Source organism: Caulobacter sp. GW821-FHT09B11 (assembly GCF_059418205.1).
On sequence record NZ_JBWKPK010000017.1, the window covers coordinates 67,147 to 93,237 of the forward strand.

Consider the following 26,091-nt stretch of genomic DNA (forward strand, 5'->3'; position numbering starts at 1 on the left):
GTGAAATCTGACGGTGACAGGGGCATGAAAGGACGACCGTCATGGACACCTCCCCGACCACAGCACAGTCCGCCGCTGTCGCGGACACCACCAAGGGCGCCGGCGCCCGCATCCTGATCGTCGACGACGATCCGGGCATTCGCGACGTCGTGTCCGACTTCCTCGTCCGCCATGGCTATGTCGTCGACAGCGCCCAGGACGCCCGCACCATGGAACAGGCCCTGGCCAAGGGCCCGGTCGATCTCGTCGTGCTCGACGTCATGCTGCCGGGCGAAGACGGCCTGGCCATCTGCCGCCGTCTCGCGGCGCAGGACGGCCCCGCCATCATCATGCTCTCGGCCATGGGCGAGGAGACCGACCGCATCGTCGGCCTCGAGCTCGGCGCCGACGACTACCTGCCCAAGCCGTGCAACCCGCGCGAACTGCTGGCCCGCGTCCGCGCCGTCCTGCGTCGCCGCGCCGAGCCGCGTTCCAGCGACGACACCATGGGCGCGGCCTGCGAATTCGCCGGCTGGCGTCTCGACCTCGTCCGCCGCGAACTGCGCTCGCCGCAGTCGGTGGTCGTGAACCTGTCCAGCGGCGAATTCTCGCTGCTGCGCGCCTTCGTCGAGCGTCCGCAACGGGTCCTGACCCGCGACCAGCTGCTGGACCTGGCCCGCGGCCGCGACAGCGACGCCTACGATCGCGCCATCGACGTCCAGATCAGCCGCCTGCGGCGCAAGCTGGACGACGGCGGCGGCGGCGAACTGATCCGCACGATCCGCAGCGAGGGCTACATGTTCACGCCCAAGGTCACTCGCACGCCATGAAGTTCGCAGTCCCGGGGCGACGCGACGCCCCCCTGTTCGCCCAGGCCCTGGGACTTGTGATCGTCACCCTGGTGGCGGCGCAGCTGATCGCCATCGGGGTCATCTTCACCCTTCCGCCGCCTCCGCCCGAGTTCTATCGCCTCAGCGAGATCACCCGGGCGCTGAAGGGCGGCCAGACCGTTCATCCCCGCGACGGACGCCCCCTGGTCATCCGCCATCGCTCGGGCATGAAGCTCGACACCGACGACTCCCCGCGCCGCGCCGAGTTCAAGGCCGCCATCGGTCGTGAGCTGGGCGTGCCGGTCGAACGCATCTCGATCCTCACCGACAACGGTCCGCGCTTCTTCGTGCGCACCCAGCGCCAGAAGACCCCGCCCCCGCAAGGCGGCCCCGGGGGTCCTGGCGGCCCGGGTCCGGGCCCGGGTCCCGGCCCGGGGCCGGACGGCGTCGGCGGCATGCCTCCCGGCGGTCCGCCGCCCGGGGTCTCGCAGAAGAACGCCTCGCCCGTCGAGCGCCTGGCCGCGATGATGCGCGAGGAGCCGTTCCTGTTCGGCGACTTCGAACTGGGCGTGCGTCAGGCCGACGGCCGCTGGATGGTGGTCGAGCCCAAGCCCACCTTCCGCTTCGACAGCTGGCAGCAGCGCATCCTGCTGATCCTGGCCCTGTCGATGCTGGCCGTCTCGCCGCTGGCCTGGCTGTTCGCCCGCCGCCTGGCCGGTCCGATCACCGCCTTCGCCGCCGCCGCCGAACGCCTGGGCCGCGACCCGCGCGCCCCGCCGCTCAGCCTGTCGGGCTCGGCCGAGGTCAACGCCGCCTCCAACGCCTTCAACAACATGCAGGAGCGCCTGCGCCGCTACGTCGAGGATCGCACCGCCATGATCGGCGCGATCGCCCACGACCTGCGCACGCCGCTGACCCGCCTGCGCTTCCGCATCGAGGCCGCGCCGGAGGACGTCCGCAACAAGCTCGAAGTCGACATCGACCAGATGGAGGCGATGATCTCGGCCACCCTGGCCTTCGTCCGCGACACCAGCCGGGAAGCCGAGCGCACCAAGCTCGAACTGGCCTCGCTGCTGGAAAGCGTCATGGACGAGACCGCCGAGACCGGCGGGAACGCCACGGCCGAGGAAGGCGAGAAGATCGTCGTCGAGGGCGACCCGATCGCCCTCAAGCGCCTGGTCACCAACCTGGTCGAGAACGCCCTGAAATACGGCGGCGCGGCCCGCGGCCGGGTCTATCGCGAGAACGACTGCGCCGTGATCGAGATCGACGACGACGGCCCCGGCGTGCCGGCCGCCGAGCTTGAGCGGGTGTTCGAGCCGTTCTTCCGCGGCGAGCCCTCGCGCAACCGCGAGACCGGCGGCATCGGCCTTGGCCTGGCCGTCGTGCGCTCGCTGGCCCGCGCCCACGGCGGCGACGTGTCGCTGTCGAACCGGCCCGAGGGCGGCCTGCGCGCCAAGGTGACCCTCCCCGCCTAGACCAGACTGTTTCGGCGGCGACATCAGTGCGCAACGCGGCGCCGCTTCAAGCGGTGGGAAGGAGTTCTTCCATGACCGCACGCGCCCTGCCCTTCCTGGCCCTCGCCGCCTTGTCGCTCGCCGCCTGCGCCAGCGCGCCGCCCAGCGGCGGTCCGGGCGGTCGTCCCGGTTTCGGCCCGCCTCCGGGCGAGGACGGACGCGGTCCCCGCGGCCCGGGCGGCCCCGACGGCGGTCCGCGCGGCCCAAGTGGCGGGCCAGGCGGCAAGCAGGTGTTCATCAGCCCGGCGGGCGAGCCGTTCCGCGCCGATCCCGGCCAACCTTATCCCGTCGCGGCCTGGTTCGCCGGCGCCGACGCCAACCACGACGGCGCCCTGACCCGCGACGAGTTCGTCGCCGACTCCCTGCGCTTCTTCGACCGCCTCGACGTCGACAAGTCGGGCGTGGTCGACGGCTTCGAGGTCTCGGCCTACGAGCGCAACATCGCGCCCGAGATCGTCCAGGCCTCGGCCATGCCGCAGCAGGCCATGGAAGGCCCCAGCGGCGGCGGCGAAGGCGGCGGCCCGGACGGCGATGGTCCTCGCCGGCGTCCCAACGGCCTGGGCAACATGCTGCTGGGCGCCACGCCCTTCGCCCTGCTGGCCGAACCCCAGCCGGTGATGGGCGCCGACGCCGACTTCAACCGCCGCATCACCCGCGACGAGGCGACCAAGGCGGCGATCTCGCGCTTCAAGCTGCTCGACAAGGACGGCGACGGCCGCCTGACCCTGGCCGAACTGCCCAAGACGGCGATGCAGAAGATCCTCGACGGCGAAGACGATGGGCGCGGCGGCAAGGGCCGTGGTCGCGGACGGGGCGGCCCGCCGCCGCGGGGCTGACGCCTATCTGGAGCGTGGCAGGCGCCGAAACCGCTCACACTTTCGGCTGCCACGCTCTCTAGCCGCTGACCACCCCGGCGATGATGTTGATCCCCAGCGCCAGGATCGCGGTGTTGTAGAAATAGGCCGTCACCGCATGGGCGGTGACGAGGTTGCGCAGGCTCCCGGTGCGCACGTCGTTGTCGGAGACCTGGAAGGTCGCCCCGATGCTGAAGGCCAGATAGACGAAGTCCTTGTAGGTGCGGGCCGGCTCTCCGGGAAAGCCGAACCCGCCCTTCCCCGACCCGCCGCCGAAATGGCGGTGGGCGTAGTGCAGCACGAACACCGAGTGCAGCACGATCCAAGACAAGAGCAGGGTCACCCCCGCGCAGGCCGCCGTCAGGTCCTTGACCGACGCCGCCGCCGAGCGCGCGCCGATCATCGCCGCCACCACCGCCGCCAGGCTGGCGGCGATCGCCGACAGCACGATCAGCAGCATGATCGAGCGTCCCTCGTCCTCGGCCGCGGCCTTGGCGCGCACCTTCGCCTCGTCGGCGGTGAGGAACAGCCGCCACAGCAAAATGGCGTAGATCGCGGCGCCGACATCCCAGCCGATCAAAATATGCGTGCTTCCGGGCAGATTCATTTGGCGGGCCAAACCCCACCCGAAAAGCCCGGCCAGGAAGCCCGCCAGAAGCTTCCAATGCCTTGTAATCACTGAGGTATTTTCCGCCTTCAAGGCGCCTTTGCTCATCACTCTCAACCCGGCTTCTCGCGCGACAATCGTCCTTAACGCCGCATTTGTCTCGCCTGACACGTGAAACCGAACTGGGCTTCACCGGTTACTTCACCGGAACACCGGAACGACGCCATGACCGACCCCGACTCTCCGCCGCCTCTGGAGCCGCAAACGCCGGACGATCCGCCGGGCTCCACGCCCGACGAAGTCCCGCAGCAGCCGCCTCCGGTGCAGCCGGGAGACGAGCGTCCCTATGGCGCCGATCCGGGCCCGTTTCCTCCCGTGACCAGTCCCGATTAGGAGCAAGACATGGACCTCGACAGCGAACGGCCCCGGGGCCGCCGAGGCTTCGCCGCCATGGATCCGGAACGCCGCCGCGAGATAGCTCGCAAAGGCGGCGCCAGCGTCCCCAGCGAGAAGCGCAGCTTCGCCAAGGACCGCGACCTGGCCGCTAACGCGGGCCGCAAAGGCGGTTCCTCGTCGCGTGGCGGCGGCCGCCTCGGCGCTCGCGACCTCTAGCAATGCCGCGGCCGAGGGGGGGACGGGCGGCGCGGCAGAGCGTAGCGGCGCACGTATCAGGATTTTAGAGCCCGGATCGGCTGACCGATCCGGGCTCTTGGGCTGTCCGCTGACCAGCGACCGGCCGCAGTTGCTATTGTTGGATTTCAGGCCGCATTTCCGGTCGATCCTCAGGACCGCAGCGCGAAGACGCCGAAGGCGGGGTTCTCGCTGATCCAGCGCGCCTCGACGCGCCAGCCGGCCCGGGCCGCCATTTCGGTGAAGGCCTCGGGGGCGTACTTGTGGGAATTCTCGGTGTGGATGGTCTCGCCGGCCTTGAAGGCGATCGACCGTCCGGCGACCTCCACCGCCTGGTCCTTCAGGCTGACCAGATGCATCTCGATCCGGCTCTCGGCGGCGTTCCACACCGCCCGGTGCGCGAAGGCGTCCAGGTCGAACCGTCCGCCCAGCTCGCGATTGATCCGAACCAGCAGGTTCTTGTTGAAGGCGGCCGTCACACCCGCGGCGTCGTCATAGGCCGGGATCAGCACGTCCTGCCCCTTGGCGATGTCGGCCCCGACCACGAACAGCGCGCCCGGCCCCAGCAGGCCGCGCGCGGCCTTCAGGAAATCGATCGCCTCGTCCATCGGGAAGTTGCCGATCGTCGAGCCGGGGAAGAATCCGACGCTCGGCCGTCCCCGCGCCGCCGCCGGCAGGCCCAGCGGATGGGTGAAGTCGCCCAGGGCCGGCGCGACCTCCAGCCGCGGATAGTCGGCGCGGATCGCCGCGGCGGCCGCGTCCAGGGCCGAGGCGCTGATGTCCATCGGCGCGTAGACCGCCAGCTGCGGCGCCGCGTCCAGCAGGATCCGCGTCTTGGTGCTGGCCCCACTGCCGAACTCGATCATCGCCGCGCCCTGCGGAATGCGGGCGGCGATCTCCGGCGCGATGGCGCGCAGCAACGCCGTCTCGGTGCGGGTCGGATAGTATTCCGGGAGCTCGGTGATCGCCTCGAACAGGCGCGAGCCCTCGGCGTCGTAGAAATACTTGCTGGGCAGGCTCTTGGGGGTCGCGCCCAGGCCCGCCAGCACGTCGTCGCGAAAGCTCGTGTCCATCGTACGCTCGCGCCCGCCGGCCCCGTCGCGCGCCAGGCGCACGCCGGCGAACATCCAGCGCTGGCCGGGGTGGAAGAAATTGCGGTAGCTGGCCCGCGCATGGCCGGGCGGCGTGCCGGCGGCCCCGCCGCGCAGCACCATCTGGCCGACCATGAACTTGCCGTTGTACTCGCCCAGCGCCCCCGCGCCCGCCCGGAAGCCGGGATAGGCCGCATAGGCGCTGGCGGTCCACTGCCAGGCCTCGCCCGCCATCTGGTCCAGCCGCTCGGGCGAGCGCGCGGCCAGCTCCCACTCGGCCTCGGTCGGCAGGCGCGCCCCCGACCAGACGGCGAAGGCGGCGGCCTCGTAGTAGCTGACATGGACCACCGGCGCGGCCGGATCGATCGGCTGGCGTCCCGCCAGGCCGAACTCGCTCCAGGACCCGTCGTCCTCCTGGCGCCAGTAGAGCGGCGCGTCCCAGGCCTGCGCCTGCGCCATGGCCCAGCCGTCCGACAGCCAGAACTCCGGCCGCTCGTAGCCGCCGTCCTCCATGAAGCCCAGCCACTCGCCGTTGGTGGTCAGCCGGTCGGCCAGGCGGAAGGGTTCGAGGAACACGCGATGGCGCGGCCGCTCGTTGTCGAAGGCGAAGCCGCCCTCGTCCGCGCCGATCGTCGCCAGCCCGCCCTCGAAGCCGACGAAGCCCAGGCTCCGGGGGACCGGACGCGACGGGTCCGGCCGCTCGCGATAGGCCGGCTGCAGCGGCGACTGGGCGAACAGGTGCTGAACGTCCATCAGCAGCAGCTCCTGGTGCTGCTCCTCGTGGGCCAGGCCCAGGTCCAGCCGCTCCAGCATCTCCGGCGACAGCGGACCCGACAGCAGCCGGGCCATGGCCGCGTCGACATGGCGGCGATAGGCCCCGACCTCGACGCAGGACGGCCGGGTCAGCAGGCCGCGCTGGGGCCTGGGCTGCCGCGGCCCCAGGGCCTCGTAATAGGAGTTGAAGAGATAGCCGAAGGCCGGGTCGTACGGCCGGTAGCCCGGCTGGAACGGCGCCAGCAGGAAGGTCTCGAAGAACCAGGTCGTATGGCCCCGGTGCCACTTGGCCGGGCTGGCGTCCGGCATCGACTGGGCGGCCTGGTCCTCGGGCGACAGCGGCGCGGCCAGGGCCTCGGTCCGCTCGCGCACGGCGCGGTAGCGGGCCAAGGGGGTGTCGGCGACCGCGGCGACCGCGGACAGGACCAGGGTGTCGTCGGGACTCATGCGCACTCCTGGCGAGAACGGTCCGCTCGCGCGGACAGGTGATCACAACGAGCCGGGAGCTTGGGCGTTCCGCAAGGCGAGGGCAATGCGGCCTGCTGCCAGCATGGTGTCATCAGCAGTTCTCAATTCCTATTGAATTGATCTGGATTGCTCCACGCGGCCTGCGGGAGCGACAAGCGGACAAAACCGCTCCGGCGGCGCCCTGTCTTGAAGAGTTTAGCGATGTCCTTCGCCTCGCCGCCCTTTCCTCAATCGCCGCGCCCTGGCGGCGCGCCGTCCGCCGCCTCGGACGATCCGCCGATCCTGATTGTGCCCGGCCTCTACAATTCCGGTCCCGACCACTGGCAGAGCCACTGGGAGCGCATCCTGCCCAACGCCGAACGCGTGGACCAGACCGACTGGGAGCGCCCCACCCTCGGCGACTGGACCATCAGCCTGGCCGAGGCCGTGCGCAGCCGTCCCGGCGCGATCCTGGTGGCCCACAGCCTGGGCTGCGCCCTGGTCGGCCATCTGGCCCAGGTCACCGGCGGGCGCGGCGTGCGGGGGGCCCTGCTCGTGGCCCCCGCCGACGTCAATCGCGAGGGTCCGGCCGGCCGCCTGCTGATCGGCTTCTCGCCCATCCCGCGCAGCCGCCTGCCCTTCCCCAGCCTGGTGGTGGCCAGCCGCGACGATCCCTACGTGGCCATAGACCGCGCCGAGGCCTTCGCCCGCGGCTGGGGCTCGCGCTTCGTCGATCTGGGCCGGGCGGGCCACATCAACGTCGAGTCCGGCCACGGCGCCTGGCCGCGCGGCCGCGGCCTGCTGTCGGAGCTGATCCGCGCCACGGCTGGGAACTCAAGCGCGCAGCCTGGCGACAATCTCGCATAGATTGCATTTCCGGAGCATTGCGCCATAGTCGAGCCCAACAGACCGCAAAAATGGGGGGATCGGCCATGGCTACGCGCCGCAAAATGCTCAAACTCGTCGGCTTCGGCGGCGGCGCCGTCTTCGCCGGAACCGCGCCGGGCCTCTCGGCCCTCGCCGCGCCGCTCCCGGTCCGCAAGGAAATCAACTCGCTGAAGCTGAACGACCCGACGGTCGTGGCCCTGCGCGACGGCGTACGGATCCTCAAGGCCCGCACCGCCGGCCAGGGCCCGACCTGGACCGACATGGCCAACATCCACGGCACCGACCAGGGCTTCAACAAGTGCCCGCACGGCAACTGGTACTTCCTGCCCTGGCACCGCGGCTACGTGACCATGTACGAGCGGATGATCCGTTCGGTCACCGGCTACCTCGGCTTCGCCATGCCCTACTGGGACTGGTCGGCCAACCGCAAGGTGCCCCAGGCGTTCTCCGACCCCACCTACAACGGCCAGACCAATTCGCTGTACGAGCCGACCCGCAACAACGGCCTGGTCCTGACCGACGACATCGTCGGGCCGGCGGTGATGAACCGGATCTACAACGAAACCAACTACGAGGTGTTCGGCACCTCGCGGCCGCGCGGCCAGAACAACCTCAATCCCAGCTGGATCACTACCCGCACCGGTACTCAAGGGGTGCTGGAAGCCACGCCGCACAACACCATCCACGTGCGGCTGGGCGGCTGGATGCCGAGCCCGCGCTCGCCGATGGACCCCATCTTCCAGATGCACCACGGCAATATCGACCGCATCTGGTGGCGCTGGAACGGCCTGGGCCGCCAGAACACCCAGGATACGCTCTGGCAGAACATGGTCTTCCAGAACAACTACCTGGCCCCGAACGGCACGTGGTGGTCGACCACCCCCAACCAGGTGCAGCAGGTCACGGCCCTGGGCTACACCTACGGCGCGACGCCCGCCCGCCTGGGCGTGGCGGCGGCGAGCCAGATCTCGGACAAGCGCATCACCCAGATCTTCGCCCGCGGCTCGGCCGCGGCGGCCTCCGACCTCGGCGTGCGCACCCTGGCCTCCCGCAAGCGCTCGACCGACAACGGCGCCCAGTTCCTGGCCAGCGCCCAGGCCGGCGGCGACCGCCAGGCGGTGCTGGGCGTGACCAAGCCCCAGACCGGGGCCACGCCCCAGGCCCTGCTCGGCTCGCGCGCCCTGGCCCTGATCAGCGGCCTGACCCCGCCCTCCGACAATGTCGAGGTGAAGGTCTATATCGACGGTCCGGGCAGCGGCGGCGGTCCGCGCGAGGGCGATCCCGGCTACGTCACGACCATCGGCTTCTTCGGCTCCGGGGCCCATGCGGGCCACGGCGACGGCGGCGCCGGGATCTCGGCCTCGGCCGACCTCACGCCGTCCCTGCAGGCCCTGACCGCGGCGGGTATCACGGTCGGCGACGATATCCGCGTCCGGCTGATCGCCATCGACACCAAGTCGGGCGCGCCGGCCCCCGAGACCGTGGCCAACGCAAAGGTCGAAGTCGTCATCGTTTGACCACAGGCGGGGGCGAGGCTGAGGCAGGAGACAGGATCATGTCGCGCTTCCTCGCCCTCGCCCCTACGCTCGCCGTTTCCTTCGGCCTCTTCGCCTGCTCGGCGGCGCCGGCGGCCAACGCCAACGCCGTCATCGGCCGCCCGGCCGAGACGGCCCTGGCCCGCGACGCGGCCGCCGAACGCTGCCCCGGCCTGCAGCTGGTGGCCCGCGTCGACGGCTACACCCCGCCCCGCTCGGGCCAGGTGGACCTGGTCTTCGCCCTGGTCACCCCCCAGGGCGTGCAGACCCTGGGCCGTACGGCCGTCTTTCCGCAGACCGCCTTCTCGACCGGCAAGGGCGATCCGGCCCAGAGCTTCGGCTTCCGCCTTGATCGCCAAGGCCTGGACGCCGGCAAGGCCCGACTGCGCCTGACCCTCGAACCGGTGTCGGGCGACGGCGCCGGCGCCGCCGCGGTGCTGGGCGAAGCGCGCCTGACCGCCATCGCCGAAGGCGGCTGCTGAGCTCATCCCCAAAAAGAACAAGCCCCGCGGGCCGAAGGGCTCGCGAGGCTCGTACTGGGTACGAAATACTGGGGGTCGACGTCGCGATCCTCAGCGCCGGCTCAAGCCTCCCTACGGGCGAGCGCGCTGTTCCGCGAATATCGATCCTTGTTGATGGGCTTAAGCGGCGACCTGGCGGCTGCGCACTCGGCTCATCCAGTCGTCCGGGTAGGTTTCGCGGACGACGATCGACTTGAACTGGCCGACCGGAATACGGGCGGCGTCGCCCGGCTGCAGGTCGCGCGAGATCGAGTGACCGGCGAACTCTTCGATGATCGTGATCACCTGGCTGCTGCCGGCGGCGTTCTCGATGAGGATCATGGGATGTCTCTCTAGAGAGGCTTGTTGGCTTGAGAGGCTTGTGGAGGACGCGTCAGAGGACGCGGCGTTCCTGCGGCAGGCTCTGGCGGGTCCAGGCGTCGATGTCGGACGGCGACTGGAAGCGACGGAAGGCCCCCTGGGTGTGATCCGGGCAATAGGAGGCGCGCTTGCTGGCGGTCTCGCGGCCGCAGAAGCCGAAGTCGCCGGCGTCCGGATTACCGATCGGCCAGCGGCACGAGTGCATCGACAGGTCGAGAATGCCGGCGGTCGGGGTCAGGTCTTCCATCACCGCGGTCTGCGGGCGCAGCGCCGGACGGTTCTGGGCCGGAGCCGCGGCGCGGGCGCGCGGAGCCTGGCGGGAAACCCGGACGGCGACGGTGCGCGGCCGGACCGGCGTTTCGCGGGCGGTGATGCCCAGGCGGTGGATCTTGCCGATGACGGCGCTGCGGCTGACGCCGCCGAGCTGTCGGGCCACTTGGCTGGCGCTCAATCCTTCGAGCCACAGCTTCCTGAGCGTGGCGGTACGTTCCTCGTTCCAGTCCATGACGCTATCCGCTTTTTTGGGCGCGGGATCAGCCCCCGCCTCTCTTGGGTAGAATCATGGTTAACAACGGTCAAATTCTTCCGTGCATACCCACGGTTCTCGAAATCACATTTCCTCTGCGAATCTCGCTAGATAGCGTGCGTTGTCGCAGGGAGCCCCAAAAGACTGCGGCAAGACCTTGACCGAATAACGTCGTTCCCCGATGAATTCACGGGTCAGAAACCGGCTTGGATTTGAATGCGGCGCGGCGTCGCAAGCCTTGCGACATAACGCCTATCGGGGATTGTGATGCGTACCCTCACCGTCGTGGCCGCGGCCATGCTCTGCGTCTCTCTGGCCGCCTGCTCGCCCAAGGGGGAGACTTCCGGGCAAACCGCCTCGGCCCCCGCCGCGCCCGCGACGCCGCCGCCCACCGACGCCGAGAAGGCCGCCGCGGTGGCCGCCCTCCCCGCCCCCTACAACACCGGCGACCTGCTGAACGGCCAGAGCAAGTTCGCCCTCTGCCGCTCGTGCCACACCATCACCGAGGGCGGTCCCAACATGACCGGGCCCAACCTCTACGGCGTCTTCGGCCGCAAGGCCGGCGCGCATCCCGGCTACGCCTATTCCGACGCCGTGAAGGCCGCCGGCTTCACCTGGGACGCCGAACACCTGGACCACTGGCTGGCCAATCCGCGCACCGCCCTGCCGGGCACGAAGATGACCTTCGCAGGGCTCGCCAACCCCAAGGACCGGATCGACCTGATCGCCTACCTGAAGGTCGAGACCGGCTACAAACCGACGCCATCGGCCTCACCCGCTCAATGAAAGCGCGCATCGCCCTCCTGACCCGGCTCTACGCGGCCTTCAACCGGGGGGATTTCGACGCCTTCTGCGCCGAACTCGACCCCGCGATCGACTGGCCCGACCAGATCGGCGGCGGCCGCGTGCAGGGTCTCGAGGCGATGCGGGACTTCTGGTCGCGACGCGACGCCATGGTGCGGGTCGAGGTCAATCCGATCGATTTCACTCCGTTCGACGACGACCGGATGGTGGTCGCCGCCAAGCAGACCGTCACCAATCTGCAGGGCCGGCTCTGGTCCGACATCTTCGTGCGACATATCTACACCTTCCATGCGAGCCGGGTGGCGCGCATGGATGTCGCCGAAGAGCGTGACGAGGCGTGAGGCATGGCAAAGGCTGAAGTGTTGCTGACCCGGCACTTCGACGCGACGCGCCGCCGGGATCTCGAGGCCGTCGTCGCGCAACTGCACCCCGACATCGCCTTCGCCAACATTCTCGAAGGCGGCGACGTCGTGGGGATCGAGGCCGCGCGCGGCTATTTCGAGCGCCAGTTCGCCATGGCCGGCGTCGACATCGGCCTGATGCGCATACGGCCCCAGGCAGACGGCTGGGTCCACGCCGACGTCGAGATCACCCTGCGCCGCCCCGACGGCCGCCTGTGGTCGCAGAACAGCGCCGTGATCGCCTACCTGCTGCGCGACGACCTGATCGTGGGCATCGACCCGCAACCGGATCCGGGGACGCGGTAGAGACGCCTTCGGCGTCCCCCTCAGTCGCTCCGCGACAGCTCCCCCAGAGGGGGAGCATCTTGAAGCACGCAGCGCCTGCCAGATCCTCCCCCTCTGGGGGAGGTGGCCCGGAGGGCCGGAGGGGGTCCTCCCCTAAGCCAGCAGATCCGCGCAGGCGTCCAGAACCGCCTCAGCGTCCAGCCGGTACTTGCCGTAGAGATCCGGCAGGTCGCCCGACTGGCCGAAGGTCTCCAGGCCCAGCGCCCGCAGGCGATGTCCGCGCACGGAGCCCAGCCACGACAGCGCCGCCGGCGCCCCGTCGATCAGTGTGACCAGCCCCGCCTCGCGCGGCAGGTCGGCCAGCAGCCGCTCGATCGTCGAGGTCTGCGCCGCGCCGTCGGTCCAGCGCGAACGCCCCGCCGCCGTCCAGTCGCGGTGCAGCACGTCGGGCGAGGTGACGGCCAGCAGGCCCGCGCCCGGCTCGTCCTCCAGCAGGGCCGCGTGGGCCTCCAGGGCCTCGGGGGCCAAGGCCCCGCAATAGACCACGGCCAGCCGCGTATCGGGCGCCGGGCGCTTGAGCCAGTAGGCCCCCTCGACCACGCCCGTCCGCCAGGCGTCGTCCGCGCGCTCGGCCTGGGCGATGGCGCGGGTCGAGAGCCGCAGATAGGTCGAGCATCCGTCGGCCGCCTGGATCCGCTCGAAGGCGTGGGCCATCAGCACCGCGGTCTCGTCGGCGAAGGCCGGCTCGTAGCTGTCCAGCCCCGGCTGGCTCATGCCGATGAGGGGCGACCCGATCGACTGGTGCGCCCCGCCTTCGGGGGCCAGCGTGAGACCGGAGGGCGTCGCCACCAGCAGGAACCGGGCGTCCTGGTAGCAGGCGTAGTTCAGGGCATCGAGACCCCGGGCGATGAAGGGGTCGTAGAGGGTGCCGACCGGGAACAGCCGCTCGCCGAACAGCGGCGCGGTCAGGCCCAGGGCCGCCAGGGCGATGAACAGGTTGTTCTCGGCGATGCCCAGCTCGACGTGCTGGCCGGTCTCGCCCATCGACCACACCTGGGCCGAGGGGATGCGCCGACGCTTAAAGACGTCCTCGTGGGCCCGGCGATGGAACACCCCGCGCCGGTTCACGAAACCGCCGAGGTTGGTCGACACCGTCACGTCCGGCGAGGTGGTCACCACCCGGCCGGCGAACTCGTCCTTGCGGGCGGCGATGTCGAACATGACCTTGCCGAAGGCCGCCTGGGTGGACTGCTCGCCGCTTCCCACTACGGCCGACAGCAGTTCGTCGGCGCTCGGCGTCGCCACGGTCGGCGCGTCGTAGTGGCGGTTGTTGGCGACCGCGAAGGGCGCGCGGGCGACCAGGCCCTTCAGCGCCGTGCGCTCGGCCGAGGACAGGCCCGACAGCGCGTCCCACTCCTCGCCCTCGACCACGCCCAGCCGCTCGCGCAGCTCGGCGACCTGGGTGGGGTTCATCAGGCCGGCGTGGTTGTCCTTGTGGCCCTGGAACGGCAGCCGCAGGCCCTTGACCGTGTAGGCGATGAAGAAGCGCGGCGCGTCGTCCTGCGAGGCCCGCTCGAAGGCCTCCAGGATCGTCTCCAGGCAGTGGCCGCCCAGCTCGGTCATCAGCTCGCCGAGGTCGACGTCCTTGTAGCCGGCGATCAGCGCCAGGGCGTCGGGCTCGCCGGCCAGATCGGCGGTCAGCCGCTCGCGCCAGGCCGCCCCGCCCTGGTAGGTCAGGGCCGAGTAGAGGTCGTTGGGGGCGGTCTCGATCCAGGCCTTCAGCGCCGCCCCGCCCGGCCGCTCGAACGCCTCCCGCTGGCGCTTGGACCACTTCAGCGTCTCGACCGTCCAGCCGGCGGCCTCGAAGATCTCGCCGTAGCGGGTGAACATCCGGTCCTTGGTGGTCGCGTCCAGGCTCTGGCGGTTGTAGTCGACGATCCACCAGGTGTTGCGCAGGTCGTGCTTGCAGGCCTCGATCAGGGCTTCGTAGATGTTGCCCTCGTCCAGCTCGGCGTCGCCCAGCAGCGAGATCATCCGGCCCATGCTCTCGGGCTTCACCGAGCCGCGCGCGGCCAGATAGTCCTGGGCCAGCGAGGCGAAGGCCGTCACCGCCACGCCCAGGCCCACCGACCCCGTGGAGAAGTCGACGTCGTCGACGTCCTTGGTGCGCGAGGGATAGGACTGCGCGCCGCCCAGGGCGCGGAAGCGCTTGAGGTTGTCCAGGCTCTGGCGGCCGAACAGGTGCTGGATGGCGTGGAACACGGGGCTGGCGTGCGGCTTGACCGCCACACGGTCCTGCGGCCGCAGCGCCTTCATGTAGAGCGCCGTCATCAGGGTGGTCATCGAGGCGCACGAGGCCTGGTGCCCGCCCACCTTCAGGCCGTCGCGGCTTTCGCGCAGGTGGTTGGCGTTGTGGATCGTCCACGACGCCAGCCAGAGAATGCGTTCCTCGAGACGCCGCAGCAGCGCTATTTCCTGCCGCCTGGCCGTCAGAGACCCGTCAGCCATGCTTCCTCACCCGTTTTATACGGGTGAGGTATGCCCCTCGCCCGCCTTTTCGCGCGCTTCATAGTCCTCGATCTGCCGCGCCGTCCACTCCGGAGATTTCGTGAAGCGCGCGAGCAGGTTGTAGAACACCGGCACGATGAACAGGGTTAGCAGGGTCGCGACGATCGCGCCGAAGAAGATCACCGCTCCGATCGTCTGACGGCTTCCCGCCCCCGCCCCTGTCCAGAGAAGCAGCGGCAAGGCGCCCATGGCGGTGGCGATCGAGGTCATGATGATCGGACGCAGGCGCAGGGCCGCCGCCTCGATCACCGCTTCGGTGACCTTCAGCCCCTCGTCGCGCAGCTGGTTGGCGAACTCGACGATCAGGATGCCGTTCTTGGCGGCGATGCCGACCAGGATGATCAGGCCGATCTGGCTGTAGGTATTAATGGTCGAGCCGGCCATCAGCAGGCCGAACAGGCCGCCCAGCACCGCCAGCGGCACGGTCAGCATGATCACCGCCGGGTGGATCCAGCTTTCGAACTGCGCGGCCAGCACCAGGAACACCAGCAGCAGAGCAAGACCAAAGGCGATGGCGATGCCGCCCGAGCCTTCCAGATAGTCCTTGGCCTGGCCGCCCCACTTGACGCTGACGCCGGGGGTCGGATGGGCCGCGGCCTGCTGCTGGAAGAAGCTCACCGCGTCCTCGACCGTGAAGCCGGGCGACAGCTGGGTGGTCAGGGTCACCGAGCGCAGGCGGTCGACGCGCGGACGGTCGGGGGTGTCGCCCCGCAGCTGCGTCTGCACCACCGTCGACAGCGGCACCAGGCCGCCCGAATTGGTGCGCACCTGCAGCTTGTCGAGGTCGGCCACGCTGCGGCGCTGGTCCAGCTCGGTCTGCAGGATGACGTCGTATTCCTGGCCGTTCTTGATGTAGGTCGTCGCCTGGCGGGAGCCGAACATGGTCTCCAGCGCCCGGCCCACGGCCTGGGCCGAGACGCCCAGGGTGGCGGCCTTGTCGAGGTCGATCTGCACCGACAGGCGCGGCGCTGTCGGCTCGTAGTCGATGCGCGGGCGCGAGAAGCCCGGGTTGTCCTGGGCCGCGGCCAGGATCGGCTTCAGCCAGTCGGCCAGCTGGACGTAGTCGTTGCCGACGGCGATCAGGTCGACGTTCGTCCCGCCACCGCCACCGCCGCCCCCGCCGCGCTGGAAGGCGCCGCGCACGCTGGCCACGGCCCGCACGCCGGTGATCTTCGACAGGTCCTTGTTGAGCTCGGCGGCCACCTGGTCGGCGGTCTTGTCGCGCTCGCCCCAGCCCTTCAGCACCACCACGCCGTTGCCCGAGTTGAACTGGCTCTGGCCAAAGCGCGGGATGGTCAGGATGGTGCGCTCGGCGACGCCGTCGTCGCGGTAGCGGGCCATGATCTTCTCGATCCGCGCGCCGATGGCCGAGGTGTAGTCGAAGCCCGCCCCTTCCGGGGCGCTGATCTGGATGTCGACGCGGCCGCGGTCCTCGGCCGGCACCAGCTCCTTGGGCAGGCTGACGAACAGCAGGGCCGCGAAACCGGCCAGCAGGACCACCGCCCCGCCGGCGGCGAAGGTGGCCGCGCGTCCGCCCAGCAGGCTTTCCAGCGAGGCGCGGTAGCTGTCGCGCAGCTTGCCCATCGCCCAGTCCATGCGCTTGTTGAACCAGCCGCCGCCGTGGGCGCCCTTCAGCAGCTTAGAGGCCATCATCGGCGACAGGCTCAGCGCCAGCAGCGCCGAGAAGGCCACGGCCGCGGCGATGGCCACGGCCAGCTCGACGAACAGGCGGCCGATATAGCCCGGCAGGAACATCAGCGGCGCGAACACCGAGATCAGCACGATGGTGGTGGCCACCACCGCGAAGAACACCTGGCGCGAGCCGCGCTGGGCGGCGATCAGCGGCGGCTCGCCCTCGTCCACCCGGCGCTGGATGTTCTCGACCACGACGATGGCGTCATCGACCACCAGGCCCACGGCCAGCACCAGGGCCAGCAGGGTCAGCAGGTTCAGCGAGAAGCCTAGCGGGGCCAGGATGATGAAGGTCGACAGGATGCAGATCGGCGCGACGATCGACGGGATCAGCGCCGAGCGCCAGCTGCCCAGGAAGATCAGGTTGACCAGCGCCACCAGGCCCACCGACATGCCCATGGTGATCCACACCTCGTGGATGGCCTCGGCGGTGAACACCGAGTTGTCCACGGCCACCACCAGCTTGGTGCCGGGCGGCAGGGTCTTGTTGATGACGTCCACTTCCTTGGCCACGGCCTTGGAGATGGCCACGTCGTTGGCCTGCGACTGGCGGGTCAGGCCGATGCCGACTTGGTCGACGCCGTTGCCGCGGAACAGCCGCCGGCGCTCGTCCGGCCCCTCCTCGATGCGGGCCACGTCCGACAGGCGCAGCACGAAGCCGCTGGAGTCGGCGGCCCGCAGCGGCAGGCGGGCGAAGTCCTCGGGCCTGGCGTAGGCGCGCGCCACGCGGATCGTGAAGTCCTTGGCGCTGCTTTCCAGCGAGCCGGCCGGCAGTTCCAGGTTCTGGGCGTTCAGCGCGTCCTCGACGTCGCTGACCGTGATGCCGCGGGCGGCCATGGCGTCGGCGTTCAGCCAGATGCGCATGGCGTAGATCTTGGCCCCGAACAGGTTGGCCTGGGCCACGCCGTCGATGGTCGACATCCGCTCGACCAGGTAGCGGTCGGCGTAGTCGGCCAGCTCCAGCGGGTCGAGCGTGGTCGAGGTCAGGTTCAGGATGATGATCGGCGAGGCGTCGGCGTTGGCCTTGGCGATCTGCGGCGGGTCGGCCTGGTCGGGCAGGTTGGCCGACACCCGGCTGACGGCGTCGCGCACGTCGTTGGCGGCGGCGTCCAGGTCGCGGTCCAGGCGGAAGGTGATGCTGATCTGCGAGCGGCCGTCGCGCGACGAACTGTTGACCCGGTCGATGCCCTGGATGCCCGACACCTGGCGCTCGATCACCTGGGTGATGCGCTCTTCGATGACTTCGGCCGAAGCGCCGCGATAGACGGTCGAGATCGACACCACGGGCGGATCGACATTGGGCAGTTCCCGGATCGGCAGCGAGCCGAACGCGGCCAGGCCGATGACGCACAGGATGATCGCCGCGACGGCGGCGAATACCGGGCGGCGGACGGAGATGTCGGAAAGCATCAGCCCGCCTTGCGGTCTTGGGCGCCAGGCTGGCCCGCCGGCTTGTTCACGTCGCGCACGGCCGCGCCGTCCTGCACGCGATTGAGGCCGTCGGCCACGATCAGGTCGCCGGCCTTCAGGCCCGAGCGGATCTCGACGAAGCCGCCGGCGGTCAGGCCGGTGGTCACGTTGGTGCGGCGGGCGACGTGGCCCTTCTCGCCCTTGGCGACGACGAACACCGAGGCCTGCTGGCCCTCGAACTGCACGGCCGCTTCCGGCGCGGCCAGGCCCTGGCGCACGCCCTGGTCGATGGCGACCTTGACCAGCATGCCCGGCTTCAGCCGGCCGCCGGGGTTGGGAAACTCGGCCCGGGCCTTGATGGCGCGGGTGGCCTCGTCGATGCGGGTGTCGATCTGGGCAATGCGGCCTTGGAAGGTCTCGCCCGGCAGCGCGTCGGGCGCGGCCTGGATCGGCAGGCCCTCGCGCAGGGTGGCGAGGTAGCGGTCCGGCACGGCGAAGTCGACGCGCACGACCGAGGCGTCGTCCAGGCTGACGATGGCCGTGCCCGGCGCGATTAGCGTGCCCGGGGCGACGTCGGAAATGCCCACCCGGCCTGCGAACGGCGCGCGGATCACGCGGTCCAGCCGCTGGGCCTTGGCCGAGGCGACGCTGGCCTTGGCCGTCTCGTAGGCGGCCTGGTACTGCTCGGCGGTGGCGCGCGGGGCGATGCCCTTTTCGGCCAGGGTCTTCCAGCGCTGATAGTTGCGCTCGGCCTGGTTCAGGTTGGCCTGGGCCTCGGCGATGCCGGCGTTTTCCTGGTCGTCCTTCAGGGTCACCAGCACCTGGCCGCGGACCACCTGCTGGCCGTCGCGGAAATGGACGGCGGTGATCATCTCGGTGGTGTTGGAGGTGATGGTCACCGACTGGCGGCCCTTGGCCACGCCCAGCACCTCGATGCGGTCGGTGAACGGACGATTGTCGACCTTGACCTGCGAGACGGCGGTGGCGCGGCCGCCCGGACCGCCCTGTCCTTCGGCCTTGCCGCCCAGCAGGAGCTTGGCGCCGCCGGCCACGATCATCAGAACCAGGGCGACGCCGGCCGCCATGAGGAAGAAGTGCCTGCGGATCACTAAGCTACGCTCCGGCCCCGTTGAACCGGGCCTCAAAGTCTAGGTTGCGGCGACATATGACCTCACCCTAGACCCGCGTCTAGTGACACTAGAATTACGGTTTATTTCATCGATGCAACACTTTCATGGCGGCGCCTTGACGTAACGTCGGTCGCCAAAGCGCCGCCATGAAGCGGCTAGTCCGCGTAGCCAGGGGACTCGCGATCCAGCTGCCTCAGGCACCCCGGCCAGGCCAGGCCGGCGATCATGCCCAGGCCCATGCCGGTCTGGCTGCGCACCTCGGCCTGGGCCGCCTCCGGAGCGAGCAGCACGTGCTCGCGTCCTGCACTCAGGGCCATCACCTGCTGGGCGCAGGCGCGCTCCAGGAAGAACATTCCCAGCCAGCATTCCGCCGCCGTGCGGCCGGTCGACAGGGTGCCGTGGTTGCGCAGCATCATCAGCCGCTTGTCGCCCAGGTCGGCCACCAGCCGCTCGCGCTCGTCGAGGTTCAGGGCGATGCCCTCGTAGTCGTGATAGGCCAGTTGCGGCGTCACGATCAGGGCGTGCTGGCTCAGCGGCAGCAGGCCCTCGGCATGGGCGGCCACGGCCACGCCCTGGTCGCTGTGCAGGTGCATGACGAACTGGGCGTCTTCCCGCGCCGCGTGGATCGCCGAGTGGATCGTGAAGCCCGCCGGATTGATGAAGTAAGGCGTCTTGTCGATGACGTTGCCTTCCAGATCCACCTTCACCAGGCACGAGGCGGTCATCTCGCCGAAGAACATGCCGTACGGATTGATCAGGAAGTGGTGCTCGGGACCCGGGATCCGCGCCGAGATGTGGGTGAAGATCATGTCGTCCCAGCCGTGCAGGGCGACCAGGCGATAGAGGGCGGCCAGGTCGACCCGGGCCTGCCATTCGGCCTCGCTGACCTTGTCCTTGATCGATGCGGCGATCGCGCCGGTACCGTCGGCCATGACTCTTGCTCCCGTAAGTTATCATTGTTGAGTTGAGCGTCGCGCCGACAGGCGCCCCCCGTCAAGAGATTGGGTCAAGCGACCCGCGTTCCACGGGAACGGGCTTGCCAGAGCTCCCTGCCCGTCGGACCGTCCTCTCAGATTCGTATACGGGGGATCGTCCGCATGTTGCCCTTGATCGGCGTGGGCGTGATCGTCCTGGGCTTCGCCTTGAGATTCAATCCGTTGCTGGTGGTGGTGTGCGCCGCCATGGCCTCGGGCCTGGCCGCCGGCCTTGGCCCGCTGGAGGTGCTGGCCGCCTTCGGGAAAGCGTTCAACCAGAACCGCTATGTCAGCATCGTCTGGGTGATCCTGCCCGCCATCGGCGTGCTCGAGCGCTCGGGCCTGCAGGAGCGCGCCCGCACGGCGATCCGGGCGATGAAGGCCGCAACGGCGGGACGGATCCTGGTCGCCTACCTGCTGGCCCGCCAGCTGACCGCGGCGCTGGGCCTGATCTCGATCGCCGGCCACGCCCAGACCGTCCGCCCGCTGGTCGCCCCGATGGCCGAGGCCGCCGCCGAGGGCCAGGCCCCGCTCGACGAGCCGACCCGCGAAGAGGTCAAGGCGATGAGCGCGGCCACCGACAATGTCGGCGTCTTCTTCGGCGAGGACATCTTCATGGCGATCGGCTCGATCCTGCTGATCGTCGGCTTCCTCGACCAGAACGGCCTGATCGTCGAGCCGCTGCACCTTTCGGTCTGGGCCATCCCGACGGCGATCTGCGCCTTCCTGGTGCACGGCGCGCGCCTGCTGCTGTTCGACCGCAAGCTTTCGCGCCGAGGAGCCTCTTTGCAGGAGAAAGGGGCATGATCGGCCTGCCGCTCGTCTACCTGCTCGCCGGCTTCATGTTCACGGCCTTCGCCGCCATGAGCGCCGGCGACAAGGCCAACCCCAAGCGCTGGGGCAACGCCGCCTTCTGGGGCCTGTTCGCGATCAGCTTCCTGTTCGGCGACCGCCTGGGCGACCTCGGCAACGGCGTCCTCGTCGTCGCCCTGGCCCTGCTGGCGGGCGCGGGACGCCTCGGCGTCGGCCAGCCCCAGACCACCACGGCGGAGGAGCGCGTCGAACTGGCCCAGCGCTTCGGCCTCAAGCTGTTCCTGCCGGCCCTGCTGATCCCAGTCATCGTCCTGGCCGGGACCTTCATTTTCAAGGCCCTGACCTGGAAGGGCCAGCACGTCGTCGATCCCAAGCAGGCGACCCTGGTCTCCCTGGCCATCGCCGCCGTCGTCGCCGCGATCCTGGCCCAGCGCCTGTTCAGGCAGCCGGCTAGCGCGCCCCTTCAGGAGGGCCGGCGGCTGATGGATCTCGTCGGCTGGGCCGCCCTGCTGCCGCAGATGCTGGCGGCGCTGGGCGCGGTCTTCGCCCTGGCGGGCGTGGGCCAGACCATCGGCGACATCACCCTGGCCATCACCCCGGTCGACAGCCGCCTGGCCGTGGTCGTCGCCTACTGTCTGGGCATGGCGATCTTCACGGTGATGATGGGCAACGCCTTCGCCGCCTTCCCGGTGATGACCGCCGGCATCGGCCTGCCGCTGGTGATCAACCGCTTCGGCGGCGACCCGGCCGTGGTCTGCGCCATCGGCATGCTGTCGGGCTTCTGCGGCACCCTGCTGACGCCCCTGGCCGCCAACTTCAACCTCGTCCCCGCCGCCCTCCTCCAGCTCAAGAACCGCTACGCCGTCATCCGCGCCCAGGCGCCGACGGCGGTGCTGATGCTGCTGATCAACATGGTCCTGATGTATGTCCTCGCCTTCCGCTGAGACCGCTTCGCGCTTCGCCCAGGCCGCCCTCGGCCACGTGGTCCGCGAATATCCCAACAAGCTCGACCACGTGATGGCCGGCGACGCCGACGCCCTCGGCCCGCGCGCGCTGCACCCGATCTTCTACGGCAGCTTCGACTGGCACTCCTGCGTCCACGGCTACTGGACCCTGGCCACCCTGCTGCGCCTGCACCCGCACCTACCCGAGGCCCCGGCCATCCTCGCCCTGTTCGATGACGCCTTCACGGAGAGCAAGGTCGCCGCCGAGGTCGCCTATCTCGCCCGCCCCGAAAGCCGGGGCTTCGAGCGGCCCTACGGCTGGGCGTGGCTCTTGAAGCTGCAAGCCGAACTCCTCGCCCACGACGCGCCCTGGGCCGCGACCATGCAGCCGCTGGCCGACGCCTTCGTCGCCCGCTACCGCGCCTTCCTGCCGATCGCCGACTATCCGATCCGGGCCGGCGTGCACTCCAACACCGCCTTCGCCCTGGCCCTGGCCGCCGACTACGCCGACGCGACCGACGACGCCGACTTCCGCGCCCTACTCGCCGGCAAGGCCGCCGCCTGGTACGGCGACGACCGCGTCTGCCAGGCCTGGGAGCCGTCGGGCGACGACTTCCTCTCGCCCGCCCTGATCGAGGCCCTGGCCATGCGCCGCCTCCTTCCGGAGAGCTTCGCCGCCTGGTTCGCCGCCTTCCTGCCCGACCTCGCCCAGCGCCGACCGGCGACGCTGTTCTCCCCGCCCAGCGTCAGCGACCGCACCGACGGCAAGATCGCCCACCTCGACGGCCTGTCTCTCTCCCGCGCCTGGTGCTGGCGCGCGGTGGCCAAGGACGCGCCTCCGGCCGTGGCGGCGGTGGCGCTAGAAGCTGCCGACCTGCACCTGGCGACCGCCCTGCCCCACGTCACCGGCGACTACATGGGCGAGCACTGGCTGGCGAGCTTCGCCCTGCTGGCGATGCTTGAGGGGTAAGCCAGCGATCCTTCTCCCCTTGCGGGAGAAGGTGGCGGCGAAGCCGTCGGATGAGGGGTCTCTCAGATGTGGGACGCTCCGCCCGGCCTGACCGCTGCACGCAGCTTCAAGGTTTGAGAGACCCCTCACCCGACCTGCTTCGCAGGCCACCCTCTCCCGCAAGGGGAGAGGGATCGCACCGCGGCTGAATACGTCCCCTCTCCGGCCCTCCGGGCCACCTCCCCCAGAGGGGGAGGATCATCTAAGTTGCCCCGCCGCCCGCAACCGGATTCGCCTGCCCGTGTCTCAGATCCCCGTCGCCGACCTCACCGAAGCCCAAGCCGTCGAGGAACTGGAGCGTCTCGCCGACGAGATGGCCGGCCACGACCTGCGCTACTATCAGGACGACGCGCCGACGATCGACGACGCCGGTTACGACGAACTCAAGCGCCGCAACGCCGAGATCGAGGCCCGCTTCCCGCACCTGATCCGCGAGAACTCCCCGTCGCTGAAGGTCGGCGCCGCGCGCTCGGCCCAGTTCTCGCCGGTCGAGCACGGCGTACCGATGCTCAGCCTCGACAACGCCTTCTCCAACGACGAGGCGACCGAGTTCGACGCCCGCATCCGCCGCTTCCTGCGCATCGGGGCCGACGAACCGGTGTTCTACACCGCCGAGCCCAAGATCGACGGCCTGTCGGCTTCCATCCTCTATCGCGACGGCAAGCTGGTGCGCGGTGCCACGCGAGGCGACGGCCGAACCGGTGAAGACGTCACCGCCAATCTCCTGACCCTGAGCGAGCCGCGCACCATGCCGGACGGCTCGATCATTCCCGCCGACATTCCCCGGCAACTGAGCGGCGCGGGTTGGCCCAGGGAGATCGAGATCCGCGGCGAGGTCTATGTCGAGCTGGAGGCCTTCGCCGCCTTCAACCGGGCCGCCGAGGAGGCCGGTTCGCGCACCTACGCCAACCCGCGCAACTTCGCCGCCGGCTCGCTGCGCCAGATCGACCCGAAGATCAGCGCCACGCGGCCGCTGCGCTTCTTCGGCTACGCCTGGGGTCAGGCCTCAGAGTCCTTCGCCGCCGGCCAGTGGGAAGCGCTGGAAAAGCTCGAGGAATGGGGCTTCGTCACCACCGCCCCGCCGGCCCAGAAGGTCGAGGGCGCGCAGGGCCTGCTCGACGTCTACGCCCATTTCGAGACCCTGCGTCCGCAGCTGCCCTTCGACATCGACGGCGTCGTCTACAAGGTCGACGACCTGGAGCGCCAGCGCCGCCTGGGCTTTGTATCGCGCTCGCCCCGCTGGGCCATCGCCCGCAAGTTCCCGGCCCAGCGCGCCAAGACGATCCTTGAGGCCATCGACATCCAGGTCGGCCGCACCGGCGCCCACACGCCCGTGGCCCGCCTCAAGCCCGTCACCGTCGGCGGCGTCTCGGTGACCAACGCCACCCTGCACAACGCCGACGAGATCGCCCGTCTCGACGTCCGCATCGGCGACACCGTCGTCCTGCAACGCGCCGGCGACGTGATCCCGCAGATCGTCGAGGTCGACGTGTCGGTCCGTCCGGAAGGTGCCGAACCCTACGTCTTCCCGCACGTCTGCGAATGCCCGCTGAAGACGGCCCTGACCCAGGAGATCAACGCCAACGGCGTGGAGTCCGTCGTCCGCCGCTGCACCGGCGAATTCGCCTGCCCGTTCCAGCGCGTCGAGCACCTGCGCCACTTCGTCTCCCGCCGCGCCTTCGACATCGAGGGCCTGGGCGAAAAGCAGCTGCAGGCCTTCTTCGACGAGGGCTGGATCAACGAGCCGGCCGACATCTTCCGCCTGGCCCGCGACGAGGAGAAGCTGGCGGCCCTGCGCGAACGCGACGGCTACGGCGAGACCTCGGTCAAGAACCTGATCGTCGGCATCGACGCCCGCCGCACCATCGGACTGGACCGGATGATCTACGGCCTGGGCGCCCGCGACATCGGCGAGACCACCTCGACCGTGCTGGCCCGCCACTTCGACCAGTTCGCCGACCTGCAGGCCGCCTCCGAAGCCGCCGCCAAAGGCCTGCCGGGCGCGACCTATCTGGAGCTGTCCACCGCCGCCGGCGTCGGCCCCAAGGCGCTGGACCTGCTGGTCGAGGCCGGCCGCGCCGGCGTGCCCGCCGATCCCTGGCCGCAGTCCGAGGATCTGGAGCTGAAGATCGGCCAGGTCGTCCCCAAGCTGACCAAGCCGGCCCGCGCGGCTCTCGCCCAGCGCTACGGAACCTGGGACGCCTTCGCGCAGGGCCTGGCCGAGGCCGCCAAGGGCGCGCCGGGCGAGGACTATCTGCACCTGGCCGCCGTCGACGGCGTCGGCCCGGTCGCCGCCCAGTCCCTGGCCCGCTTCTTCGCCGAGGAGCACAACCGCCAGAAGGTCGAGAACCTCTTGGCCCAGCTCGACGTCCAGGCCGTGGCCAAGCCCAAGACCGACACCGCCGTGGCCGGCAAGACCGTGGTCTTCACCGGCGCGCTGGAGAAGATGACCCGCGACGAGGCCAAGGCCCAGGCCGAGGCCCTGGGCGCCAAGGTCGCCTCGTCGGTCTCCAAGAAGACCCACCTGGTGGTGGCCGGCCCGGGCGCGGGCTCCAAGCTCAAGACCGCCCAGGACCTCGGCATCCAGGTGATGACCGAGGACGAGTGGCTGGCCCTGGTCGCCGGCTGATGAAGGTCGTCGCCATCGATTTCGAGACCGCCAACGAGACCCGGTCGAGCCCCTGCTCGATCGGTCTGGCCTGGATCGAGGAAGGCGCGGTCGCCCGCGTCGACCACCACTACATCCGGCCGTGGGACATGCGGTTCGCGCCGTTCAACATCGCCTTCCACGGCATCGGCCCGAACCACGTGCGCGACGCCGACGAGTTCCCCGCCGTGCTCGAAAGGCTGCGGGGCGACCTCGACGGCGCGCTGGTGCTGGCCCACAACGCCGCCTTCGACATCAGCGTCATCCGCCGCACCTGCGAGCACTACGGCCTGGCCCCGCCGGCCTTCGACTACATGTGCACCGTGCAGGTCGCCCGCAGCGTCTGGCCCGACCTCGTCTCGCACAAGCTGAACGTGGTCGGCCGCCATCTGGGGATCGATTTCAAGCACCACGACGCGGCCGGCGACGCCTATGCCTGCGGCGCGGTCGCCCTCGCCGCCGCCGGCGAGACCGGCGCGGGCGGCGTTCACGACCTGCCCGGCCGGATCGGCCTGACGCTCGGGCGGCTCCACAGCGGCGGCTACGCGCCCTCGCAGGCCGCCCAGGTCCCCAAGCGCCGGGCCCCTCCCCCGCCCCGCCTGCTGCCGCCCGGCGCCGAGCGCCGCCTGATGGGCCGCACGGTGGTCTTCACCGGCCAGCTCGACACCATGAGCCGCGAGGAAGCCCAGGGCCTCGCCGCCGCCATGAGCGCCCGCGTGGTCCTATCCATGAGCCGCAAGGTCGATCTGGTGATCGCCGGCCCCGGCGCGGGGGCCAAGCTGCGCACGGCCGAAGCCATGGGCGTGCAGGTGATGCGCGAGGAGGAATGGCTGGCGCTGGTGGGGTGACCGCTTC

General features: G+C 70.2%; 23 protein-coding genes. 15 read left to right on the top strand and 8 right to left on the bottom strand.

Annotated elements, in window-relative coordinates; all coding sequences use genetic code 11:
- Window positions 1-41: 41 nt before the first annotated feature.
- The 3 genes from AC07N1_RS14295 to AC07N1_RS14305 all read left to right on the top strand — a co-directional run bounded on the left by AC07N1_RS14295 (window position 42) and on the right by AC07N1_RS14305 (window position 3,162).
- Complete coding sequence (locus AC07N1_RS14295; RefSeq protein WP_110121993.1) at window positions 42-809, top strand: response regulator; 768 nt, start codon at window positions 42-44, stop codon at window positions 807-809.
- Window positions 806-2,287, top strand: coding sequence for an ATP-binding protein (locus tag AC07N1_RS14300; protein WP_494672415.1), 1,482 nt, complete (start codon window positions 806-808; stop codon window positions 2,285-2,287). Before AC07N1_RS14295 ends, AC07N1_RS14300 begins: the two co-directional genes overlap by 4 nt.
- Before the next feature lie 71 nt (window positions 2,288-2,358).
- Window positions 2,359-3,162 (top strand): EF-hand domain-containing protein, encoded by an 804-nt coding sequence (locus tag AC07N1_RS14305; RefSeq protein WP_494672416.1) that lies wholly within the window; start codon window positions 2,359-2,361, stop codon window positions 3,160-3,162.
- Between the two features lie 58 nt (window positions 3,163-3,220).
- On the opposite strand, the gene AC07N1_RS14310 is transcribed toward AC07N1_RS14305, so the two are convergent.
- On the bottom strand, window positions 3,221-3,760 hold the full coding sequence (locus AC07N1_RS14310) for a DUF1345 domain-containing protein (RefSeq protein ID WP_494672417.1): 540 nt from the start codon (window positions 3,758-3,760) through the stop codon (window positions 3,221-3,223).
- Window positions 3,761-4,189: 429 nt separating this feature from the next.
- Here AC07N1_RS14310 and AC07N1_RS14315 point away from each other — a divergent pair, with 429 nt between their 5' ends.
- A complete protein-coding gene (locus AC07N1_RS14315; protein ID WP_058350544.1) occupies window positions 4,190-4,399 on the top strand; it encodes a KGG domain-containing protein in 210 nt (69 codons plus the stop codon).
- A gap of 170 nt (window positions 4,400-4,569) precedes the next feature.
- Here the strand turns inward: AC07N1_RS14315 and egtB are convergent, their stop codons facing one another.
- Window positions 4,570-6,729 (bottom strand): ergothioneine biosynthesis protein EgtB, encoded by a 2,160-nt coding sequence (gene egtB, locus AC07N1_RS14320; protein WP_494672418.1) that lies wholly within the window; start codon window positions 6,727-6,729, stop codon window positions 4,570-4,572.
- A gap of 222 nt (window positions 6,730-6,951) precedes the next feature.
- Between egtB and AC07N1_RS14325 the strand changes: the two genes are divergently transcribed.
- From AC07N1_RS14325 to AC07N1_RS14335, 3 genes are all read left to right on the top strand, one after another.
- Entirely contained in the window at window positions 6,952-7,596 is a 645-nt protein-coding gene (locus AC07N1_RS14325; protein WP_494672419.1) for an alpha/beta hydrolase, read from the top strand.
- Between the two features lie 65 nt (window positions 7,597-7,661).
- Window positions 7,662-9,134 (top strand): tyrosinase family protein, encoded by a 1,473-nt coding sequence (locus AC07N1_RS14330; RefSeq protein WP_494672420.1) that lies wholly within the window; start codon window positions 7,662-7,664, stop codon window positions 9,132-9,134.
- 38 nt (window positions 9,135-9,172) lie between these two features.
- Window positions 9,173-9,634, top strand: coding sequence for a hypothetical protein (locus AC07N1_RS14335; RefSeq protein ID WP_494672421.1), 462 nt, complete (start codon window positions 9,173-9,175; stop codon window positions 9,632-9,634).
- A gap of 159 nt (window positions 9,635-9,793) precedes the next feature.
- On the opposite strand, the gene AC07N1_RS14340 is transcribed toward AC07N1_RS14335, so the two are convergent.
- Together AC07N1_RS14340 and AC07N1_RS14345 are read right to left on the bottom strand one after the other, a co-directional pair.
- Window positions 9,794-9,994: a hypothetical protein gene (locus tag AC07N1_RS14340; RefSeq protein WP_494672422.1), complete on the bottom strand. Its 201-nt coding sequence runs from the start codon at window positions 9,992-9,994 to the stop codon at window positions 9,794-9,796.
- 52 nt (window positions 9,995-10,046) lie between these two features.
- The gene (locus AC07N1_RS14345) at window positions 10,047-10,538 is read right to left on the bottom strand and encodes a GcrA family cell cycle regulator (RefSeq protein WP_494672423.1); all 492 of its coding nucleotides are present in this window, start codon (window positions 10,536-10,538) and stop codon (window positions 10,047-10,049) included.
- 288 nt (window positions 10,539-10,826) lie between these two features.
- Here AC07N1_RS14345 and AC07N1_RS14350 point away from each other — a divergent pair, with 288 nt between their 5' ends.
- Genes AC07N1_RS14350 through AC07N1_RS14360 form a run of 3 tightly spaced genes read left to right on the top strand, consistent with a single transcriptional unit; the run spans window position 10,827 to window position 12,070 of the window.
- Window positions 10,827-11,345, top strand: coding sequence for a c-type cytochrome (locus tag AC07N1_RS14350; protein ID WP_494672424.1), 519 nt, complete (start codon window positions 10,827-10,829; stop codon window positions 11,343-11,345).
- Window positions 11,342-11,704, top strand: a complete 363-nt coding sequence (locus AC07N1_RS14355; RefSeq protein WP_494672425.1) for a nuclear transport factor 2 family protein — start codon at window positions 11,342-11,344, stop codon at window positions 11,702-11,704. Before AC07N1_RS14350 ends, AC07N1_RS14355 begins: the two co-directional genes overlap by 4 nt.
- A 3-nt stretch (window positions 11,705-11,707) precedes the next feature.
- Window positions 11,708-12,070: a nuclear transport factor 2 family protein gene (locus tag AC07N1_RS14360; RefSeq protein WP_494672426.1), complete on the top strand. Its 363-nt coding sequence runs from the start codon at window positions 11,708-11,710 to the stop codon at window positions 12,068-12,070.
- Between the two features lie 132 nt (window positions 12,071-12,202).
- Here the strand turns inward: AC07N1_RS14360 and AC07N1_RS14365 are convergent, their stop codons facing one another.
- From AC07N1_RS14365 to AC07N1_RS14380, 4 genes are all read right to left on the bottom strand, one after another.
- Window positions 12,203-14,557, bottom strand: a complete 2,355-nt coding sequence (locus AC07N1_RS14365; RefSeq protein WP_494672427.1) for a thiamine pyrophosphate-binding protein — start codon at window positions 14,555-14,557, stop codon at window positions 12,203-12,205.
- A gap of 15 nt (window positions 14,558-14,572) precedes the next feature.
- Window positions 14,573-17,719 (bottom strand): efflux RND transporter permease subunit, encoded by a 3,147-nt coding sequence (locus AC07N1_RS14370; protein WP_494672428.1) that lies wholly within the window; start codon window positions 17,717-17,719, stop codon window positions 14,573-14,575.
- Complete coding sequence (locus tag AC07N1_RS14375) at window positions 17,719-18,828, bottom strand: efflux RND transporter periplasmic adaptor subunit (protein ID WP_494672429.1); 1,110 nt, start codon at window positions 18,826-18,828, stop codon at window positions 17,719-17,721. The genes AC07N1_RS14370 and AC07N1_RS14375 overlap by 1 nt, the downstream gene beginning before the upstream one ends.
- Before the next feature lie 176 nt (window positions 18,829-19,004).
- Entirely contained in the window at window positions 19,005-19,781 is a 777-nt protein-coding gene (locus AC07N1_RS14380) for a class II aldolase/adducin family protein (RefSeq protein WP_494603132.1), read from the bottom strand.
- Between the two features lie 165 nt (window positions 19,782-19,946).
- On the opposite strand from AC07N1_RS14380, the gene AC07N1_RS14385 reads away from it, so the two are divergent.
- The 5 genes from AC07N1_RS14385 (at window position 19,947) to AC07N1_RS14405 (ending at window position 26,084) form a co-directional block, all read left to right on the top strand.
- Window positions 19,947-20,630 carry a DUF969 domain-containing protein gene (locus tag AC07N1_RS14385; protein WP_494672430.1) on the top strand — a complete coding sequence of 228 codons (684 nt, stop codon included), beginning with the start codon at window positions 19,947-19,949 and terminating at the stop codon, window positions 20,628-20,630.
- Window positions 20,627-21,580 carry a DUF979 domain-containing protein gene (locus tag AC07N1_RS14390; RefSeq protein WP_494672431.1) on the top strand — a complete coding sequence of 318 codons (954 nt, stop codon included), beginning with the start codon at window positions 20,627-20,629 and terminating at the stop codon, window positions 21,578-21,580. Before AC07N1_RS14385 ends, AC07N1_RS14390 begins: the two co-directional genes overlap by 4 nt.
- Entirely contained in the window at window positions 21,561-22,550 is a 990-nt protein-coding gene (locus tag AC07N1_RS14395) for a DUF2891 domain-containing protein (RefSeq protein ID WP_494672432.1), read from the top strand. The genes AC07N1_RS14390 and AC07N1_RS14395 overlap by 20 nt, the downstream gene beginning before the upstream one ends.
- Window positions 22,551-22,830: 280 nt before the next feature.
- Window positions 22,831-25,218 (top strand): NAD-dependent DNA ligase LigA, encoded by a 2,388-nt coding sequence (ligA, locus tag AC07N1_RS14400; protein ID WP_494672433.1) that lies wholly within the window; start codon window positions 22,831-22,833, stop codon window positions 25,216-25,218.
- Entirely contained in the window at window positions 25,194-26,084 is an 891-nt protein-coding gene (locus tag AC07N1_RS14405) for a 3'-5' exonuclease (protein WP_494672434.1), read from the top strand. Before ligA ends, AC07N1_RS14405 begins: the two co-directional genes overlap by 25 nt.
- The last annotated feature ends 7 nt before the right edge of the window (window positions 26,085-26,091 follow it).